Genomic DNA, 17496 nt, shown 5'->3' with positions numbered 1-17496 from the left:
GTACCTGCGCTTGAGCCTGGTTTGAGCCGCAGGCGGCAACCTGGATCAGGTAGCCACGTCACCGGAAGGACTCCCGATGAACTCCTCGCGTCTCGACCGCCGACGCTTCCTGTCGCTGCTGGGCGGCGGTGTCGTTGCCGGCGCGGCCGCGTCGGCGGGCCTCGGCCTTCCGGCGGTGGCGGCGGGCGATCGGGGCTGGCGCCGGCTCGGCGAGGGCACCGACCTGTCGGGCTGGGAGACCATCCTCGGCGACGGGCTGTACACGGCCGCCGGCCAGGTCCCGGTGAACGCCGCCGATGTCACGGCCGAGCACCTCGGTGGCTACTCGAACCTGCGCGCCAACATCGCCAACCGCGGCGTGATGGCGCACGTGCTGTCGTTCAAGCGTTTCACGGACGACTACCCGCTCAGCGAGCCCGACAGCTCCCTGATGCGCTGCTCCCACCGTGCCGACTACGAGTTCCGGCTGCCGTACCTGCCGTCGACGGCCGGCGGCCCGTTCAACGCCCAGACGGTGGAGGGCGGCCTGTTCGTGTGGGACGGCCTCGACACCCGGGTCGACCACGGTACGGCGTTCCAGTGGGTCCTCAACCCCTGGCTGCCGAACTACGGGCAGATCCAGGTCTGGTCCGACGGCGAGGACGGCAACGGCGCGTGGATCCCGGGCGGCTACCTGAAGCCGGACACCGAGTGGCACTCGGCACGGTTCCTCGTCAACCCGGCCGATCGGAGGGTGGAGCTCTCCATCGACGGCACCCTCTTCCCGGCGCCGTACTGCCGTACGCCGAAGATCGGCTGGGGCACCGATGTGTCCGCCCGCCTGCAGGCGGAGGCGATCTCCATCTGGCCCGGCGCCAAGGCCACCTGGGCACCGCAGCACGAGATGCACGTCCGGAACTGGCGCTGGGTGCGCAAGGCGCCGCACCCCACCCGTGATGACGCGCCAAAGTCGCCCTCGAAGCGCTAGATGCGGCTCGGGGTCGGCCCGACCCCGCCCCCGAGGGGCTCGGCGATATGCCGAGCCCCTCGTTCGCACGTCAGAACAGCGGGGGACCGATGACTCCATAACGCCGGGCCCATATGACTTGCGATATGCCTGGTGATTTCGACCGTCAATGTGATTTCCGAGGTCTTCCCGTCATCTTTTCCATTGACGGGTGTCACACTGTTGCCTAGCGTTTAAGGACACTACCGGCGGGCTCTGTTCCTGCCCGTGCCGGCTCCTTCGCGCGAAAGGGCGCCGACCATGCTCCGAGGAGTACGCCGCACGACGCTTGCTGTCTCCGCGCTCCTGCTGCTCGCCGTCGCCGGCGGGCCTGCCACGGCCCACGATCCGGGCACCCCGGAGGGCCGGGCCGAGCAGGCCGAGCTGCTCCGCACCTACGAGCCCACCTGGCGCAGCGGCGAACGCCTCGCCGGTGCGCCGCTGACCTGCGTCGACGGCAAGGTCGACAAATACCCGTGCAAGAACGTCGACCTGCTCAGCTTCCTACCGCAGTCCGAGTTGGGCGGCGGCGGCTCGTCGAGCATGTGGTACTGGACGGACGCCCGCGACAGCAACGAGTACATCCTGTACTGCCGCTCCAACGGGATGTCCTTCGTCAACGTCACCGACCCGGTCAACCCGCGGTACGTCGGAAACCTGCCGGCCGCGAACGGCACCAACTCATCCTGGTGCGACGTCCGGACGTACCAGAATTACGCCTACATCGGCAAAGACTCGGTCTCGCACGGCATTCAGATCTTCGACCTCAACAGGTTGCGCGGCGTGACCACCACTCAGACGTTCACCCCGGACGCTCATTTCACCGGCCTGACGAACAGCCACACTCTCTGGATCAACCAGAGCACCGGCTTCCTGTACGTCTCCGGCGCGAACACGTGCCGCAAGGGCCTGACCATCTACGACATCAAGACGCCACTCACCCTGAAGCATGCGGCGTGCTACGACCGGGAGGTCTACTCGCACGAGTCCATCGTGGTGAACTACGCCGGTCCCGACACCCGGTTCACGGGGCGCGAGATCGCGTTCAACTACACCGGCCAGGGCAAGCGGTTCCAGATCCTCGACGTGACCGACAAGTCGAACATCAAGGTCCTGTCCAGCGTCGCCCACCCGGGTGCCAGTTTCATCCACCAGGGCTTCGCCACCACCGACTACAAGCACATGATCGTCAACGACGAGACGATCAGCACCCGGGGCGGCAGTCCCGACTTCGTCTACAACATCGAACGGCTCGACGCCGCCCGGTACGTGGGCAAGGACGTCGCCACGCGGGGCACCTTCGTCAACCACAACGGCTACACGGTCGGCAACCGGCACTTCCAGGCTTCCTACCGCGGCGGCCTGCGCATCCTCGACACCACCTCCGCCGCCTCCGCCCGGCTGCCCGAGGTGGGCTACTTCGACACCGACCCGGCCTCCAACGCCAAGGGCTACAGCGCCACGTGGATGGTCCTGCCGTACCTGAAGGACGGGGTGGTCGCGGTCCAGAGCATCGGCGTCGGCCTGTACCTGGTGCGGCCCACCGGCGCGGCGGCCGTCCGCTGACCAGTCGGCTCGCCGGCGCGGACCGTACGGTCCGCGCCGGCACCGGCCGGCATCGCCGCCTGAGCGCGGCGGTGGTGCTCGCGGCGTTCGTCGCGGCCGCCTACCTGGTCGCCGACAGCCGTGGCCCGGCCCGGGCGCCGGCCCTCCCGCCGGTCACCTATCACCACGACGGCCTTTCCGACGCCTACGACGGCTTCCGCGCCGAGGCGCTGTCCCTGCCCACCGTCCGCGGCCCGGGCATCGTGTCCCTGCGCATCACCGGCCCCGACGGGCCGGCCACCGACTTCCGGCACGTGCACACCAAGCCGATGCACATGTACGTGCTGCGCGACGATCTGTCCGGCTACCAGCATCTGCACCCCGAGGTCGTCGACGGCGCGTGGACCGCCCCGGTGACCCTCACCGATGGCGGCGCCTACCGGGTGTACGCCGAGTTCGTCCCGCACGACCGGCCCGCGGGCGCCGACCCCACCGTTCTCGGCGTGCCGTTCGTCATCGCCGGCGACACCACGATGGTCCCGGTTCCCGCCCCTCGGGCGCTGGCGCGTTCCGGCCCGTACACCGTGCGCCGCCTCGACGGCACGGCCGACGTGGCCTCCGGCACCCAGACGGCGCTGCAGTTCCAGGTGACCCGCGGCGGCCGCCCCGCGACGCTCGAGCCGTACCTCGGCGCCTACGCCCACCTCTCCACCTTCGAGGTCCGCACCCAGGGCCTCAAGCACCTGCACCCCCTGCCGGCCAACGCCACCGGCGACGCGCCGGCCGACGGCGTCCTCTCCTTCCACGCCGCCTTCGCCGAACGCGGCGACAAGCGGATGTTCCTGCAGTTCCGCGCGGACGGCGCCGTGCACCAGGTGGCCTTCACCGTCTTCACGACCTGATGCGACCGCCGGACGGCCGGCTGGGTCGGGTGCGCATCATTCGAGCGATGGCGGCTGCCAGTCGGCGAAGCGGGCCATCGAGCGCAGCGCGAGCCGCGGCGGCGTCAGGCGCAGGATCGCATTGCGGACGGCCGCGGCGACCGGATGGTGCGCCTGCTGACCGAAGCGGCCGATCGCGCGGGACGCCCTGGCCACCTGCTGGCTGCGGGGGCGGCGCTGCCGGTCGTACTCGGCGAGCCCGCCCGGCCGGTCGGCGACGGCGGCGAGGACGACGGCGTCCTCCAGGGCCTGGTTGGCGCCCTGCCCCAAATGCGGTGTCATGGCGTGTGCAGCGTCGCCGACCAGGGCGACCCGCCCCTTGACGTAGGTCGCCAGCGGCTCGTCGAGGCAGGCGAGGTCGTCGCGCAGGACCGTGCCGGTCGCGGCGATGAGGGCCGGAATCGGGTCATGCCAGCTCCCGAACCGGGCACGCACCCGGCCCGCCTCGTCGCCCGGCTCGGCCGCCGCGGCTTCGGCGGCGGCGTTGACGGCGCCATACCAGTACACGCGGCCGTCGATGAGCGGCACCATGCCGAACTCGGCGCCCCTGTCCCAGGTGATCCCGACGACGAGGTCGTCGTCGGGGATCCGGGTGACGCCCCGCCACGCCGTCACGCCGATGCGCACCGGGCCGGCGGCCTCCGGCCACAGCCTCCGTCGCACCGGGCTGTGGATGCCGTCCGCCGCGACCACGAGATCGGCCCGGACCCGGACGAGCCCGTCCGGGCCGCGCCAGGTCACGTCGCCGTCCTCGGTGACGGCCTCGACGTCGGCGCCGGTCACCACCGTGCCCTCGGGCAGGGCGCCGAGGAGGATCTCGTGGAGGGCGGCGCGGTGGATGCCGACGGCCGACGTGCCGAGCATGTGCGCCAGGTCGCCGGCCCTGACGCGGGTCAGCCAGCGGCCGTCGGAGCGGCGTGTGCCGGCGGACATGTCGGGAAGCCCGCGCTCTCGCACTGCCGCGCCGAGGCCGAGTGCGGCGAGGCAGCGCAGTCCGTTGGCCTGGAGCACCAGGCCGGCGCCGACCGGGCGGAAGGCGGGAACGCGGTCGAGCACGGTCACCTGCCAACCCTTGCGGCGCAGGCCGACGGCCGCGCCCAGCCCCCCGATTCCGGCGCCGACCACCACTGCCGTCCGAGTCATCCTGGCCCTCCTTCTACATCTGTAGAGGGGAATACTACAACTGTAGAAAGGAGGCGCGCCATGCCGACCGACCGCTTCGCGGTGCTGACCGACGCGGCGATCGACCTACTCGCCGAACGGGGCATGCGCGGTCTGACACACCGCGCCGTCGACGCCGGGGCCCGAGTGCCCCAGGGCACCACGTCCGCCTACTTCCGCACCCGCAAGGCGCTCATCGAGGCGGTGGTGCGCCGGATCGCCGACCTCGACCGGGTGGACCTGGCGGAGAGCCGGCCGCCCCTGGACGCGGACGCGGCAGCCGCCACGATGGCCGATGTCGACGCGGCGGCCGCCGGAATCGCGGTGATCCTCGACCGTTGGATGAGCACCGCCCGCAACCGGACGCTGGCCCGCTACGCCTGCCTGCTCGAGGCCACGCACCATCCCGAGCTGCGGACCATCCTGCGGCACGGTGACGCGTCCCGCGCCCAGGCGAGGTCGATGCTGGCCGCCGCCGGTGCCCGGGACCCGGCTCGGGCCGGCGACCACCTCGTCGCCTGCATCGACGGCCTGCTGCTCGACCGGCTGATCGGCGCCGGCGCCCGGACCGCTCCTGCGCCCGGAACGGCGGCTAATCGCGCGGACCTCACCATGGCGATCACGACGCTCCTTCGCGCCTTCGTCGGGGAGGCCGGCCGCTGAGGAGGCTGGGGGTGACACCCCTATCGGGTGCTGTCGCGTACGACGATGTGGGCCCGGGGCGCCTCGTAGATGTCGGCGGAGGCTCCCCGCATCGCGTCGAGGACCGCGCCGGCCGCCAGTTCGCCGATCCGGCCGACGTCGTGGCTCATCGCGGAGAGGGCCGGCGCGGCGAGCTGGCACTGGGCGGAGTCGTCCCAGGCGACCACGGAAACGTCGGCCGGAACGTCGAGGTCATGATCCCTGATCGTCTCCAGGCCGCCGAGCGCCATGACGTCGTTGTCGTAGACGATCACAGTGGGCCGCACCGGGCGCGAGGCCAGCATCTCCGCGGTGGCCGCGCGGCCGGAGTCCAGAGAGTAGTCGCCCTCGGCGGTGACGAGGGTCAGGCCGAGGTCGGCGGCCTCGGCCTCGAAGCCGCCGCGGCGCAGTTGCGTGTGCGCGAACAGGAGCGGTCCGCACACATGGCCCAGCACGGTGTGTCCCCGGCCGGCGAGGAAGCGGACCGCCTCGCGGGCGAATCCCGCGTCGTCGGTCCAGACGGTGGGCAGCCCGGACGCGGTCGACGGGTCGCCGATCACGACGGCCGGCAGGCCGAGCCCGCGCACCAGGTCGACGCGGTCGTCGTCCGGGCTGAGGTCGACCAGGATCACGCCGCCGACCTGCCGCCGGGCGGCCCACTGCTCGTAGGTGGCGTGCTCGGCCGCGCGATCGGTGACGACCTTGACCAGCACCGACAATCCCGCGGGCGTCAGCACGCGTTCGAGTCCCTCGAGGAACTCGTGGTAGTAGGGCTCCTCCCCGAGAACCTGGGAGGCCCGGGTCAGCACGAGACCGATTCGCCCTGGTGCCTGAGTCACCGCATTCTCCGCATCACCCGATGGCCGACAGGTACGGTAGCGCCTGCCCCGGGGTGTGGCCCGGGGCGACGGACGCCTGGACCACGAGCACCGCGGCGCCGATGCCGGCCGCGTCGCGAGGCTGGGCGGAGAGTTCGACGGACACGGTGTGCCGCCGCCGGGAGCGCGCCGTGTCGCCGAGGTGGTTACGCAGCCGGCGGGCGAAGATCGATCCCGCGAGCGCGACGCCGGGCCCGGTGAGCACGAGGCGCCCGAGATCCAGCAGGTTCACCACCGACGTCGCGGCGACGCTCAGCCATGCGGCCGCCTGGTCCAACGCCTCGTAGGCGGCCGGGTCGCCACTGACCGCGGCCCGGGCGATCGCGTCGTAGGCGTCGGACTCGCTGCCGTCCAGCGGCAGCCGGGCCCGCAGCGCCGCGTTCTCCCGGGCCGCGCTCACCGTCGCCCGCGTCGACGCGTACTGCTCCACGCAGCCCCGGTTGCCGCACGGGCACGAGCGTCCCTCGTGGTGGATCGACACGTGGCCGAGCTCGCCGGCGCCGAAACTCACGCCGCGGAACAACGCTCCACCGAAGACGAAGCCGGCGCCGATCCCGGAGGACAGGTAGACGCACCCGAACGCCTGTTCCCGCGAGACGCGGCGGCTCCAGAACTCACCGAGCGCCGCGGCCGCGGCGTCGTTCTCCACCAGCACCGGCACGCCGATCCGCTCCGCCAGCTCGGCACGCACGCCGGCCGGTTCGGCGCCGCGCTCTCCGGATCCGGGTGCGGGGGCCGGCGCGACGATCGCCAGGCCCTCGATGCGGCCCCGGGGGAGATCGAGGCCGGCCGTGAAGTCGTCGAACCGGTCGGCCAGCCGGTCCGCGCTCCACGGCTCGGCGGGCGGCCGGGGGACGACCTCGCGGCCGACCACTCCGCCGGTGAGATCGACGGCGATGCAGGTCAGCGTCTCCGGGCCGAGGTGGAAACCGATGCCGAACCGGCTGCCGGGGTTGATGGCGATGAGCTTGCGCCGCCTGCCGAGCGTGGAGTCGGTGGAGCCGATCTCGTGGATGATGCCGTCCGCGATGAGATCGCGGACGATGTTGGAGATCGACGGCTGAGTGAGCCCGGTGAGCTGGGCGAGCTCACCCCGGCTGATGGTCACCGCGGAACGGATGACGTCGACGATGAGGGCGCGGCTCCCCGGCCCGGCCGCGGGCGATTCTCGACGTGCCATGGCGGGTGATGTCTCCGGTTTCTGCCGTGAGCGGTGATTCTCGCCCCCGACACCGTACCTGTCGCCGAACATGCCTCTCACCAGCGCCACGGTGTCGTGAGCGTAAAATAAATTAGTAATCTAACCTTGACAGCCGCGGAACGGCCGTCTCATGCTGAGCGCTCCAGCGGGCGGTTGACGCATCCACCCCCGTCGAACCGGCAGGACGGATATCGACATGATCAAGAGAAGGTCCTTTGCGGGCATCGGCGTGGCCGTCGCCCTTGCCCTGGTGGCCGGCTGCACCGCAGGCGCGGGCGACGAGACCGCGGCGAGCGGCGACTTCTCCGGCGAGGTCGAGGGCGCCATCACGGTGCTGACGAACCGGACAGACCTGGTGAACACGAAGCTGTCGGAGTACGCCCGCAGGTTCGAGGCCGAGCACCCCGGCACCGAGGTCACGTTCGAGGCCGTCACCAACTACGAGCGCGACGTCACCACCCAGCTCGGCTCGGGCGACTACGGTGACGTGCTCCTGATCCCGAACACCGTGGCCGTCGACCAGCTCTCGCAGTTCTTCGCGCCGCTCGGCAGCGTGGACGAGCTCAAGGCCACATACCGGTTCGTCGACGAGAAGGCGTACGACGGCAAGGTGTACGGCCTCTCGCCGGGCGGCGTCGCCAACGGCTTCGTGATCAACAAGCGGATCTGGGCCCAGGCCGGGATCACCGCGCCGCCGACAACCCCGGAGGCGTTCCTGGCGGGGCTCGAGGCGATCGCCGGCAAGACCGATGCAGTGCCGTACTACACCAACTACAAGGACGGCTGGCCGCTGAGCATGTGGAACAACCAGCGGGCCATCTTCGCCGATCCCCGGATCACCGACGCTTTCCCCACCGACGCGAACCCGTGGCAGCCGGGCAAGATCCAGTACATCACCGACGGCCTGCTCTTCGACATCGTGCGCGCGGGGCTCAGCGAGAAGGATCCGCTGACCACCAACTGGGAAGGCGCCAAGCCGATGATCGCCACCGGCAAGGTCGCCACCATGCTGCTCGGCTCCTGGGCCGTCCCGCAGATGAGGGACGCCGCCACGGCGGTCAAGGCCGACCCCGGCGACATCGCGTTCTGGCCGTTCCCATTCCAGACGGGCGGGAGGTTCCACGCCCGCATCGAGGGCGACTACAAGGCGGCGGTCAGCAGGACCTCGAAGAACAAGGCGACCGCCCGGGCCTGGCTGGACTGGTTCGTCACCGAGTCGGGATTCGCCGCGGACCAGCAGGCCATCCCGCCCGCCCTGGACCAGCCGCTGCCCGCCACCCTGCAGGCCTTCACCGCCACCGGCGTCGAACTGCTCGAGGTTCCGGAGGCCACCACCAACGCCGGCAAGGAGGACGAGATCATCAAGGAGTCCGAGATCGACCTCAAGGGCAACATCTACCGGCAGAAGCTGGTCGACATCGCCCGCGGTGCCGCCGAGGGCGACAAGGATTCGTACTTCGCCGAGCTGAACAAGCGCTGGGGCGCCGCCCGGTCCCGGGTCATGCAGTGATCGGTCGGCTCCGGCGCAGCCCGTGGCCGTACCTCGCGCCCGCGCTCGTTCTTCTGATCACCTTCACGTACGTGCCGGTCGGCAACATGGTGGTCTACAGCTTCCACAAGTGGGACGGCCTGGACCCGGTGATGGACTCCGTGGGCCTGGACAACTACGTCCGGGTCTTCACCGACGAACGGTACTGGCGAGTCTTCCTGATCAGTCTCTACTACTTCGTCGCGTCGTTCGCGCAGATCGCCATCGCTCTGTACTTCGCGGTCGTGCTCTCGTTCCGCGTGCGGTTCCGCAACCTCTTCAAGGGCATCCTGTTCTTCCCGTACCTGCTGAACGGCGTCGCTGTCGGTTTCGTCTTCCTCTATCTGTTCCAGCCCGACGGCACACTCGACTCGGTGTTGCGGCTGATCGGGCTGGGCGAGCACAGCAAGCTGTGGCTGGGCGACCCGGACGTCGCGAACATCTCGCTCGCCGGCACGTCGATCTGGCGGTTCACCGGACTCAACTTCGTGCTGTTCCTCGGTGCGATCCAGTCGATCCCCGGCGAGATCTATGAAGCGGCGGAGATCGACGGCGCGACCAGGTGGCACCAGTTCCGGCACATCATCGCCCCGGGCATCCGGCGAATTCTCAGCCTGTCCTTCATTCTGGCGATCTCCGGCAGCCTCTCGGTCTTCGAGATCCCGTTCATCATGACCGGCGGTGCGAACGACACCCGCACGTTCGTCGTCCAGGCGTACGAGACGGCCTTCCAGTTCCGGCAGATCGGCCTGGCCTCGGCCATGGCGGTCGTGCTGCTCCTGGTCGTCCTCGCTCTGACCTGGATCCAGCGCCGGCTCCTTCCCGACGACGAGGTGACCCTGTCATGAGCACCATGGCGCGCTTCGCCAAGTACACCTCTCTCGTCCTGGCGTCGATCGTGGTTCTCGTTCCGCTCGTGGTGGTCCTCTTCGCCGCCTTCAAGACGCATGCGGAATACCACACCACCGGTCCACTCACGCCACCGCGGAACTGGCTCAACGTCGGCAACTTCGTCACCGCCTGGAACGACGGGCACATGCTGCGCGGTTTCTGGAACACCACGGTCATCCTCGTGGTGTCGCTGACCGGCACCGTCGCGGTCGGCACGCTTGCGGCGTACGCGATCAGCCGTTTCGTCTTCCCCTTCAAGCGCCTGGTGCTCGGCCTGTTCCTGGTCGCCGCGCTCGTGCCCGGGGTCACCACCCAGGTGGCCACCTACCAGATCGTCAAATCCATGGGCCTGGTCAACACCCCGTGGTCGGCCATCGTCCTCTTCATGGGCACCGACATCGTGTCCATCTACATCTTCATCCAGTTCATGCAGTCGATTCCCCGAAGCCTGGACCAGGCCGCGATGCTCGACGGTGCCAACCGGTTCACCGTCTACCGCCGGATCGTGCTGCCGCTGATGAAGCCGGCGATCGCCACCGTGGTGATCATCAAGGGGATCGCCGTCTACAACGAGTTCTACATACCGTTCCTGTACATGCGATCGCCCGACCTCACCGTCATCTCGACCGCGCTGTTCCGCTTCAAGGGGCCGTACGGCGCGCAGTGGGAGACGATCGCCGCCTGCACCATGATCGTCATCCTGCCCACCGTGGTGGTCTTCCTGCTGCTGCAGCGCTTCATCTACAACGGCATCACCGCCGGAGCGACGAAATGAGAAAGGACGTCCGCATGCCGCACGTCGACGAACTCGGCGGGACATGGGATCTGCGGGTCGCCCCCCACGGCCCGGTTCCGGAGCAGGCTGAGGCACTGGCCGGCGTCACGGTGCCCGCGTGGGTGCCGGGATGCGTGCACACCGACCTGATGAGCGAGGGCCGGCTCGAGGATCCGTTCCGCGACGACAACGAGATCGCGGCCGCCTGGATCGGGCGCACCGACTGGCAGTACCGCCGCGACGTGTCCTGGAGCGGGCCGGCGCAGGAGCGGATCGACCTGGTGTTCGAGGGAATCGACACGGTGGCGGACATCGCGCTGGACGGCGTCGCCCTCGGCTCGACCCGCAACATGCACCGGAGCTACCGGTACGACGTCACGACGCTGCTCGACGGGGTCCCGCGGCCGCTCACCGTCCGCCTGACGTCGGCGTACACCGAGGCGGAGCGGGTTCGCGAGCTGCTCGGACCGCGACCCAACGCGTACCCCGGGCCGTTCAACTTCATCCGCAAGATGGCCTGCAGCTTCGGCTGGGACTGGGGACCGACGCTGGTCACCGCGGGCATCTGGCGACCGGTGCGGCTCGAGGGCTGGAGCACGGCCCGGCTGGCCGCCGTCCGTCCACTCGCGACGTACGACGGCACGGGCAGCCTGGACCTGACCGTCGACGTGCAGCGCACCCGGGAATGCGACCTTCGCGCCCGCGTACTGCTCGACGGGCGGGAGATCGCCGGCCTGGACCTGCCGGGCGGCGCGACGGTCGCGCACGCGGTCGCCGACGCCGGCGAGGTGACGCCGTGGAGTCCGCGCGGGCACGGCGAACCGGCGCTGTACGACCTGACCGTGGAACTGCTCGACGGCGACCGGACGCTCGACCGGTGGGAGTGCCGCACCGGCTTCCGCACCGTGGCGATCGACCGGACCGGCGGCGGATTCGTGTTCCACGTCAACCGCGAGCCCGTGCTCATCAAGGGCGTGAACTGGATCCCGGACGACATCTTCCCGGCACGGATGAGCCGGGAGCGCTACGAGCGGCGCCTGCGCGAGGCCGCCGACGCCGGTGTCAACCTGATCCGGGTGTGGGGTGGCGGCATCTACGAGGATCGCGCCTTCTACGAAGTCTGCGACGAGCTGGGTCTGATGGTCTGGCAGGACTTCCTCTTCGCCTGTGCCTGCTATCCCGAGGAGGAACCGCTCTACTCGGAAGTGGTCGCCGAGGCCCGGGAGAACGTGCGCCGTCTCGCGCCGCACCCCAGCTTGATCACGTGGTGCGGCAACAACGAGAACCTGTGGCTGCGCGAACCCTCCGGCTGGCCCGGGAAGCCCGGCGGCGAGTCGAGTTGGGGCGAGAAGTACTACCTGGAGACCCTGCCGGCCATCGTCGCCGAGCTGGACCCGTCCCGACCGTACCAGGCGGGCAGCCCGTGGTCGGGCGGCTGGGAGCATCCGCCGAACGACCCGGACCACCAGACCCACCACTCCTGGGAAGTCTGGAACCGGCAGGACTACACGCACTACCGCGACTCGGCGCCGCGGTTCGTCGCGGAATTCGGCTGGCAGGCACCGCCGGCGTGGACCACGCTGCGCGACGCGGTGTCCGACGAGCCGCTGCTGCCGGACTCCCCGGGCGTGCTGCACCATCAGAAGGCCGAGGACGGCAACGGCAAGCTGGCCCGCGGCCTGGCTCCCCACTTCGGCGAGCCGGCGAGCACCGAGGCCTGGCACTACCTGACCCAGCTCAATCAGGTACGGGCGGTCCGCACCGGCGTCGAGCACTGGCGCTCACACTGGCCGCACACCGGCGGCACCATCCTCTGGCAGCTCAACGACCTGTGGCCGGTCACCTCGTGGGCGGCGATCGACGGCGCCGGAAGGCACAAGCCGCTCTCCTTCGCCCTCCGGGAGCTGTACGCCGAGCGCGCCGTGACGATCCAGCCCCGCGACGGCGGCCTCGTGGTGGCCGTCCTCAACGACCACGCCGAGGAATGGACCGCCACGCTGCTCATCGAACGCCAGGACACCGGGGGCGCGGTACGGGCCACCGCGACCGAGCGCGTGTCGGTGGCCGGTCGGTCGGTGGCGCTGGTGCCGGTGCCGGCCGCCGTGGCCGATTTCGGTGATCCCGTCGCCGAGCTGCTGGTCGCCCGGCTCGACGCGGCCCGCGCCCTGTGGTTCGCGGTGGAGGATCGGGACTTCTCGTACGACGATCCGGCGCTCACCGTCGACGTCGAGCCCGTCCCCTGCGGGCTCGACGTGCACGTCCACGCGGTAGGCCTGGCGCGCGACGTCCTGCTGCAACCCGACCGTGTCCATCCGGAGGCGGTGGTGGACCGGGGCTTTGTCACGCTCCTGGCCGGCGAGTCCACCGTGTTCCACGTCCGCGCGCCCGTGGAGTTGGACGCCGGGCTCGTCAAGGCGCCCTGGGTGCTCACCGACCTGCCCTCCGTACTGCGCCGGTAGGGCAATGCACGAGGCCGTCCGGGTCACCTTCCGGACGGCCTCGCCGATCCCCGGCCGGGGGAGGGTCAGTGCCTGTCTTTGAACCTTGTTCTGCTGGTAGGAGGTACTCCTCGATGGCGGATCGTGTGGAAACGTTCGGGTCCGGCCCCGGTCAGACGGTGAAGCCGCCGTCGACGTTGACCGTGGCGCCGGTGACGTACCGGGCGTCGTCGCTGGCGAGGTAGGCCACGGCCGCCGCGATGTCGGCCGGCGTCCCGTACCGCCCGACGGCGGTGAACTGGCTGATCGTGCCGGCGGCCGGGCCGTCGGCCGGGTTCATCTCCGTGTCGATCGGGCCGGGGTTGACCAGGTTGACCGTGATGCCCCGCGGCCCGACGTCCCGGCTGAGCCCCTTGGTCAGGCCGACGAGGGCGGTCTTGCTCATCGAGTACAGCGAGAAGCCGGGGAAGACGGTCCGCTCCACCATGTTGCTGCCGATGGTGATGATGCGCCCGCCGTCGCCGAGGTGCCGCAGCGCCGCCTTCGCCGCGACGAACGGCGCCCGGACGTTGACCGCCATCATTCGGTCGAACTCGGCCACGCCCAGCTCCTCGACGGGGCCGACGAAGAAGACCGCCGCGTTGTTGACCAGGATGTCCAGCCTGCCGAACCGCGCGGCGAGCTCGTTGACCGCGGCGGTCAGCGCCGCGGGGTCGGCATTGTCCACTCGCACCGCCGACGCGCGGCGCCCGAGCGCCTCGATCTGCTCCACCACCGCGGCGGCGTCGTCACCCCGGTGCTGATAGGTCACGGCCACGTCTGCACCGTCCCGGGCCAGCCGGAGCGCCACACCGGCGCCGATCCCTCGGCCGCCGCCCGTCACCACTGCCACCTTGTCCGCAAGGATCATGCTCATGACGCCATCGTGACCCATCACCGGGTCCCGGTCCGGCGGCTATCGGACCTCGCGTTCCCCGGCTGCGGCGCGGCGGTCCCACCTGGACGGTGCCGGTGGCCGGAAGGCGCCGACGCCGACCCGCCAAGTGGTGTCGAGGTCCGCGTCTGGCGGAAAGCGGCCGGCGAGCTCCAGTAGCACCATGCCGTGCGCGAAGGCCCAGAACGCCCTGGCGCCGGTCGGTGCACCGGCGAGCAGCCGGTCCTTGGCCGGCTCCGCGGCGGGAGCCTGTTCGGGACGGAGTCGCCTGTCCGGGACAACGTTGTCTGAGCTGGTCACGGCGAGGGCCTTGTCCGGGACAGCGGCCGGCTATTGACGCTCCCGCATCGCAGTCCAAAGCATTGATCCCGCGAACACTCCTCGCGACCACGCCTTTGGGTCCCGGCCAGTGGCGAAGAGTGATTCTCCGGCGGGAGCGGCGGTACAGCCGGCGCTCGTGCGGTGGCCGGCACCACGGGTGCCGACGGACGAGGGAGCAACGTGATGCGACGAATCGGTGGTGGCGCGGCAGGAGCGGCCGTGTTCCTGCTGTGCTTGGTCGCGGGATGCGGTATTCAGCGGAGTCCGGGGGACTCGCCGCTATCCTTGCCTCCCGTACCGCCGCCCCGGCCGGGGACCGCACTTCCCCTGGACGGGTACCGGCCATCGCCCGACGAGCAGGCCCGGTCGGACCGTGCTCAGGCGACGCTGGAGCGCGCTTGTCTGACCCGCTTCGGGCTGCGCTGGGAGGGGCCGGGAGAGTCGGCTTTGGACTTCGGCTCACGGTCGATCGCGTCGGAGCGTGCCGCGCGGTTCGGGGTGGTGGACGAGGACCAGGCCGCTCGGCACGGATACCAGGCGCCGCCGTGGAGCGCACGCGACCCCGGCGTGCGCGCGGCCCTGACCGAGCACCACCACGACACGCCAACCGAGCTGAACAAGGTGCTCTACGGCCTCGCATCGCAGTACGGCGGTCAGCGCGTCCCCACGGGCGGGTGCCGGGCCGAGGCGGCCGCCCGGCTCATGAAGGGTGAGCCCAGCGTGGACCGGAGCCTTCCAGCCCGGTTGGAGCAGCAAGCGGTGGCGGCGAGCGTCCAGGATCCCCGACTTGCCGCGGTCCTACGTGCGTGGGCCTCCTGCATGGAACGCGCCGGCCACCGCTACGCCTCGCCCAAGGCCGCCGCGGACGACCCCCGGTGGAAGGGCGCCAGCACCTCCACCGAAGCGGAGCGAGCCGTGGCGCTGGCGGACGTCCGATGCCAGAACAAGACCCGCTACCTGCCCACCCTCATCGACGTGACGGCGGAGCATCAGCGCGAGCTGATCAGCCGTCATGCCACCGAACTCAGCCGATTGAAGCGCTTGGAGAACACCCGGGCGCGGAACGTCGCCGAGGCGCTCTCCGCGGAACCGACGGCCCTTTCCCCTTCGGCAGAAGGCGAGCGGGACAGCTCCGCGTGAGGGCAGCGGAACAGGACAGCACGATCCGGAAACGAAGAGAGGACCTGACATGCGACGTAACCTCAAGGCCGGGCTCGGCGCCTTGGTCATCAGCGCGGCCTTTGCCGGTCTGTGGGCCGCGCCGGCGAGCGCCAGCAACGTCAACCAGGGGAGCAACTATGCGCAGCACTCCTACGACGGCACCTATTTCGAATACTGCGACTACGAGGACGACAACCACTCGGTGTGGGTCAACTACTACACGGACGCGTCGACCAGCATGCGTTCGACGGAGTCGGTCAACGGCGCCGGCAACTGCAACGCGGTGTTCCTCAGCAGCGTGCTGACCAACCTCAGGGTGGTCGAGGACAACCCCTCCAGCAGCACCAACTACTACGGCGCTTGGCACGGCTACCCGGTCGCGGGTTCGTAACCCCGGCACGAGGACGATCCGACGGTGAGGACGGCGGGGCGCCACGGGGCCCCGCCGTTCCTTCACATACAGAGCAGGTGCCGGTAGCACAGCCGGCCATGACCCACGTCTCGGCCGGCGTATCGCGTGCGGTCACATCGGTTGGTCGCGGTGTTGCCGCCAGGCTCGCTGGTGGTGGGTGATCTCTTCGAAGCCCTCCCGGAAGGTGGCGAAGCGCTGTTCGCCGAGGGCGTGTTCGAGGCGGTGTTCGATGGCGGCCAGGATGGCGTGGGCTTTGGCGATCTCGTCGAGGCCGTGTGCGGTGGGCACGATGCGTTTTGCGCGGCGGTCGGCGGGATCGGGCTCCCGACGCACGTAGCCGAGGTCGACGAGCTCATCGACGATCGTGCCGACGATCTGTTTGTGCTGGCCGGAACGAGCCGACAGCTCCGTCGCCCGGGCCCCGTCGGCGTTGAGATACGCCAGGACCGTGCCGTGCCGCGCACGCACGTGCGGGTGTCCCTGTGCGGCGAGGGTCGCGAACAGCTCGTCCTGCAAGGCCCGCATCAACTGTCCGGTCAGCACCCCCAGGTCGGGGCGCGGCTGCACCACGTCCACGACGTCACCTCCATCAAACTTAGTCACGAACCTTGACCGTCAAGATTCGTGACTATACTCTGCTTCTCAGTCGATCCGCACCCCGCCACACTGGCGCCACACTAAGGAGACCACCATGACCGGCACCGGTTTCGAGTACACCCTCACCCGCACCCTGGACGCCCCGGTCGACCAGGTGTGGGCCGCCTGGACCACCGCCGACCGCTACGCGCAGTGGACCGGCGCCGAAGATGTCACCTTCGATGTCCGGCCGGGCGGCGCCTGGAGCTCGGTCATGGTCATTCCCGGCGGCGCCCGCATCCCGCTCTCCGGCACCTACACCGAGGTCGTGCCGCACCAGCGACTCGTGTGGGGCATGACCGTGCCCGGCCGCGAGGAGCCGGTCCTCATGACCCTCGACTTGAGCGCCGACGGGGACCGCACCAAGGTCACCCTCTCCCAGACCTTCGACGCCGCCGAAGAGCGCGACCAGGCCGAACAGGGCAGCAACATGCTGCTGGACAGCCTCACCAACTATCTGGCCACCGCCTGAACCGACAACACCAGGGCTGCGCGGGGTGTTCGGATCCTCAACACCCCGCGCTGCTGGGGGAGCTGGCCCGCCCCCCGGCGGCCCTCTGGCCCGCGGGCCGGATCTGGCCGAGCTGCTCGGCGACCCGGTCGTCGCGGCCGCCGAGACCCTGCGCCGGCTGCGCGAGACCCCGGCGACTTGCTCAAGGTCCTAGGTGGCGGGGTCGCCGAAGACGAACTCGCCGCCGTGCTTGGCCGGGCGGCCGCCCTCAAGGTGGTAAACCCGTGGCGGGTCGCCCGCCCGCGTGAGTGAGCCCGCTTCGACCGACGCCACGACGCCGGCGCGTTCAGGGTCCACGGCAACGTCGGTCAGACGATGCCGAGGAGTGCCAGCGGGCGGCGACTGTCGCGGGCGCGATGCCGGGTGGCGGCGGCGATGTTGGTCATTCCGGCGGTGCATAACGCGCCGATGGCGGCGTTGCCCAGGGCGGCCATGACCCCGGGTCCGGTTCCGGTGCGGTCCTCGTCGTGGGTCACGTCACGGAGCGCCTCAGGTTG

19 protein-coding genes are annotated in these 17496 nt (G+C 70.4%); 11 read left to right on the top strand and 8 right to left on the bottom strand.

Features of this window, described 5'->3' with window-relative positions; genetic code table 11:
* Window positions 1-76: 76 nt before the first annotated feature.
* From EDD30_RS06705 to EDD30_RS06695, 3 genes are all read left to right on the top strand, one after another.
* Complete coding sequence (locus tag EDD30_RS06705) at window positions 77-967, top strand: hypothetical protein (protein ID WP_071808944.1); 891 nt, start codon at window positions 77-79, stop codon at window positions 965-967.
* A gap of 279 nt (window positions 968-1246) precedes the next feature.
* The gene (locus EDD30_RS06700; protein WP_071808943.1) at window positions 1247-2551 is read left to right on the top strand and encodes a choice-of-anchor B family protein; all 1305 of its coding nucleotides are present in this window, start codon (window positions 1247-1249) and stop codon (window positions 2549-2551) included.
* 71 nt (window positions 2552-2622) lie between these two features.
* Window positions 2623-3432 (top strand): hypothetical protein, encoded by an 810-nt coding sequence (locus tag EDD30_RS06695; protein ID WP_244945149.1) that lies wholly within the window; start codon window positions 2623-2625, stop codon window positions 3430-3432.
* 36 nt (window positions 3433-3468) lie between these two features.
* Here the strand turns inward: EDD30_RS06695 and EDD30_RS06690 are convergent, their stop codons facing one another.
* On the bottom strand, window positions 3469-4614 hold the full coding sequence (locus EDD30_RS06690) for an FAD-dependent monooxygenase (protein WP_071808942.1): 1146 nt from the start codon (window positions 4612-4614) through the stop codon (window positions 3469-3471).
* A 60-nt stretch (window positions 4615-4674) separates the two neighbouring features.
* Here EDD30_RS06690 and EDD30_RS06685 point away from each other — a divergent pair, with 60 nt between their 5' ends.
* The gene (locus tag EDD30_RS06685) at window positions 4675-5295 is read left to right on the top strand and encodes a TetR/AcrR family transcriptional regulator (RefSeq protein WP_071808941.1); all 621 of its coding nucleotides are present in this window, start codon (window positions 4675-4677) and stop codon (window positions 5293-5295) included.
* 20 nt (window positions 5296-5315) lie between these two features.
* On the opposite strand, the gene EDD30_RS06680 is transcribed toward EDD30_RS06685, so the two are convergent.
* Both EDD30_RS06680 and EDD30_RS06675 read right to left on the bottom strand, forming a co-directional pair.
* Window positions 5316-6152, bottom strand: coding sequence for a LacI family DNA-binding transcriptional regulator (locus EDD30_RS06680; protein WP_071808940.1), 837 nt, complete (start codon window positions 6150-6152; stop codon window positions 5316-5318).
* A gap of 13 nt (window positions 6153-6165) precedes the next feature.
* Window positions 6166-7371, bottom strand: coding sequence for an ROK family transcriptional regulator (locus EDD30_RS06675; protein ID WP_084557475.1), 1206 nt, complete (start codon window positions 7369-7371; stop codon window positions 6166-6168).
* A gap of 217 nt (window positions 7372-7588) precedes the next feature.
* Here EDD30_RS06675 and EDD30_RS06670 point away from each other — a divergent pair, with 217 nt between their 5' ends.
* Genes EDD30_RS06670 through EDD30_RS06655 form a run of 4 tightly spaced genes read left to right on the top strand, consistent with a single transcriptional unit; the run spans window position 7589 to window position 13045 of the window.
* Window positions 7589-8902: an ABC transporter substrate-binding protein gene (locus EDD30_RS06670; protein WP_084557473.1), complete on the top strand. Its 1314-nt coding sequence runs from the start codon at window positions 7589-7591 to the stop codon at window positions 8900-8902.
* A complete protein-coding gene (locus EDD30_RS06665) occupies window positions 8899-9768 on the top strand; it encodes a carbohydrate ABC transporter permease (protein ID WP_244945148.1) in 870 nt (289 codons plus the stop codon). The genes EDD30_RS06670 and EDD30_RS06665 overlap by 4 nt, the downstream gene beginning before the upstream one ends.
* Complete coding sequence (locus tag EDD30_RS06660; RefSeq protein ID WP_084557471.1) at window positions 9765-10586, top strand: carbohydrate ABC transporter permease; 822 nt, start codon at window positions 9765-9767, stop codon at window positions 10584-10586. The genes EDD30_RS06665 and EDD30_RS06660 overlap by 4 nt, the downstream gene beginning before the upstream one ends.
* Before the next feature lie 14 nt (window positions 10587-10600).
* Window positions 10601-13045 (top strand): glycoside hydrolase family 2 protein, encoded by a 2445-nt coding sequence (locus tag EDD30_RS06655; protein ID WP_071808939.1) that lies wholly within the window; start codon window positions 10601-10603, stop codon window positions 13043-13045.
* 151 nt (window positions 13046-13196) lie between these two features.
* On the opposite strand, the gene EDD30_RS06650 is transcribed toward EDD30_RS06655, so the two are convergent.
* Together EDD30_RS06650 and EDD30_RS39815 are read right to left on the bottom strand one after the other, a co-directional pair.
* Entirely contained in the window at window positions 13197-13940 is a 744-nt protein-coding gene (locus EDD30_RS06650; protein ID WP_071808938.1) for an SDR family NAD(P)-dependent oxidoreductase, read from the bottom strand.
* A gap of 39 nt (window positions 13941-13979) precedes the next feature.
* Complete coding sequence (locus EDD30_RS39815; protein ID WP_071808937.1) at window positions 13980-14258, bottom strand: TetR-like C-terminal domain-containing protein; 279 nt, start codon at window positions 14256-14258, stop codon at window positions 13980-13982.
* 468 nt (window positions 14259-14726) lie between these two features.
* Here EDD30_RS39815 and EDD30_RS06640 point away from each other — a divergent pair, with 468 nt between their 5' ends.
* Both EDD30_RS06640 and EDD30_RS06635 read left to right on the top strand, forming a co-directional pair.
* Window positions 14727-15419: a hypothetical protein gene (locus EDD30_RS06640; protein WP_211278007.1), complete on the top strand. Its 693-nt coding sequence runs from the start codon at window positions 14727-14729 to the stop codon at window positions 15417-15419.
* 49 nt (window positions 15420-15468) lie between these two features.
* A complete protein-coding gene (locus EDD30_RS06635; RefSeq protein ID WP_071808936.1) occupies window positions 15469-15831 on the top strand; it encodes a hypothetical protein in 363 nt (120 codons plus the stop codon).
* 132 nt (window positions 15832-15963) lie between these two features.
* Here the strand turns inward: EDD30_RS06635 and EDD30_RS06630 are convergent, their stop codons facing one another.
* Window positions 15964-16455, bottom strand: a complete 492-nt coding sequence (locus EDD30_RS06630; protein ID WP_244945147.1) for a MarR family winged helix-turn-helix transcriptional regulator — start codon at window positions 16453-16455, stop codon at window positions 15964-15966.
* Window positions 16456-16543: 88 nt separating this feature from the next.
* Between EDD30_RS06630 and EDD30_RS06625 the strand changes: the two genes are divergently transcribed.
* A complete protein-coding gene (locus EDD30_RS06625) occupies window positions 16544-16960 on the top strand; it encodes an SRPBCC family protein (RefSeq protein WP_071808935.1) in 417 nt (138 codons plus the stop codon).
* 189 nt (window positions 16961-17149) lie between these two features.
* On the opposite strand, the gene EDD30_RS38850 is transcribed toward EDD30_RS06625, so the two are convergent.
* Both EDD30_RS38850 and EDD30_RS38845 read right to left on the bottom strand, forming a co-directional pair.
* Window positions 17150-17296 (bottom strand): hypothetical protein, encoded by a 147-nt coding sequence (locus tag EDD30_RS38850; RefSeq protein WP_170047660.1) that lies wholly within the window; start codon window positions 17294-17296, stop codon window positions 17150-17152.
* An 11-nt stretch (window positions 17297-17307) separates the two neighbouring features.
* Complete coding sequence (locus EDD30_RS38845; RefSeq protein ID WP_170047658.1) at window positions 17308-17475, bottom strand: hypothetical protein; 168 nt, start codon at window positions 17473-17475, stop codon at window positions 17308-17310.
* Window positions 17476-17496: the final 21 nt, after the last annotated feature.

Origin of the sequence: Couchioplanes caeruleus, from assembly GCF_003751945.1 — a bacterium.
Lineage (GTDB): Bacteria > Actinomycetota > Actinomycetes > Mycobacteriales > Micromonosporaceae > Actinoplanes > Actinoplanes caeruleus.
This window is presented reverse-complemented; position numbering and strand designations above follow the sequence as displayed.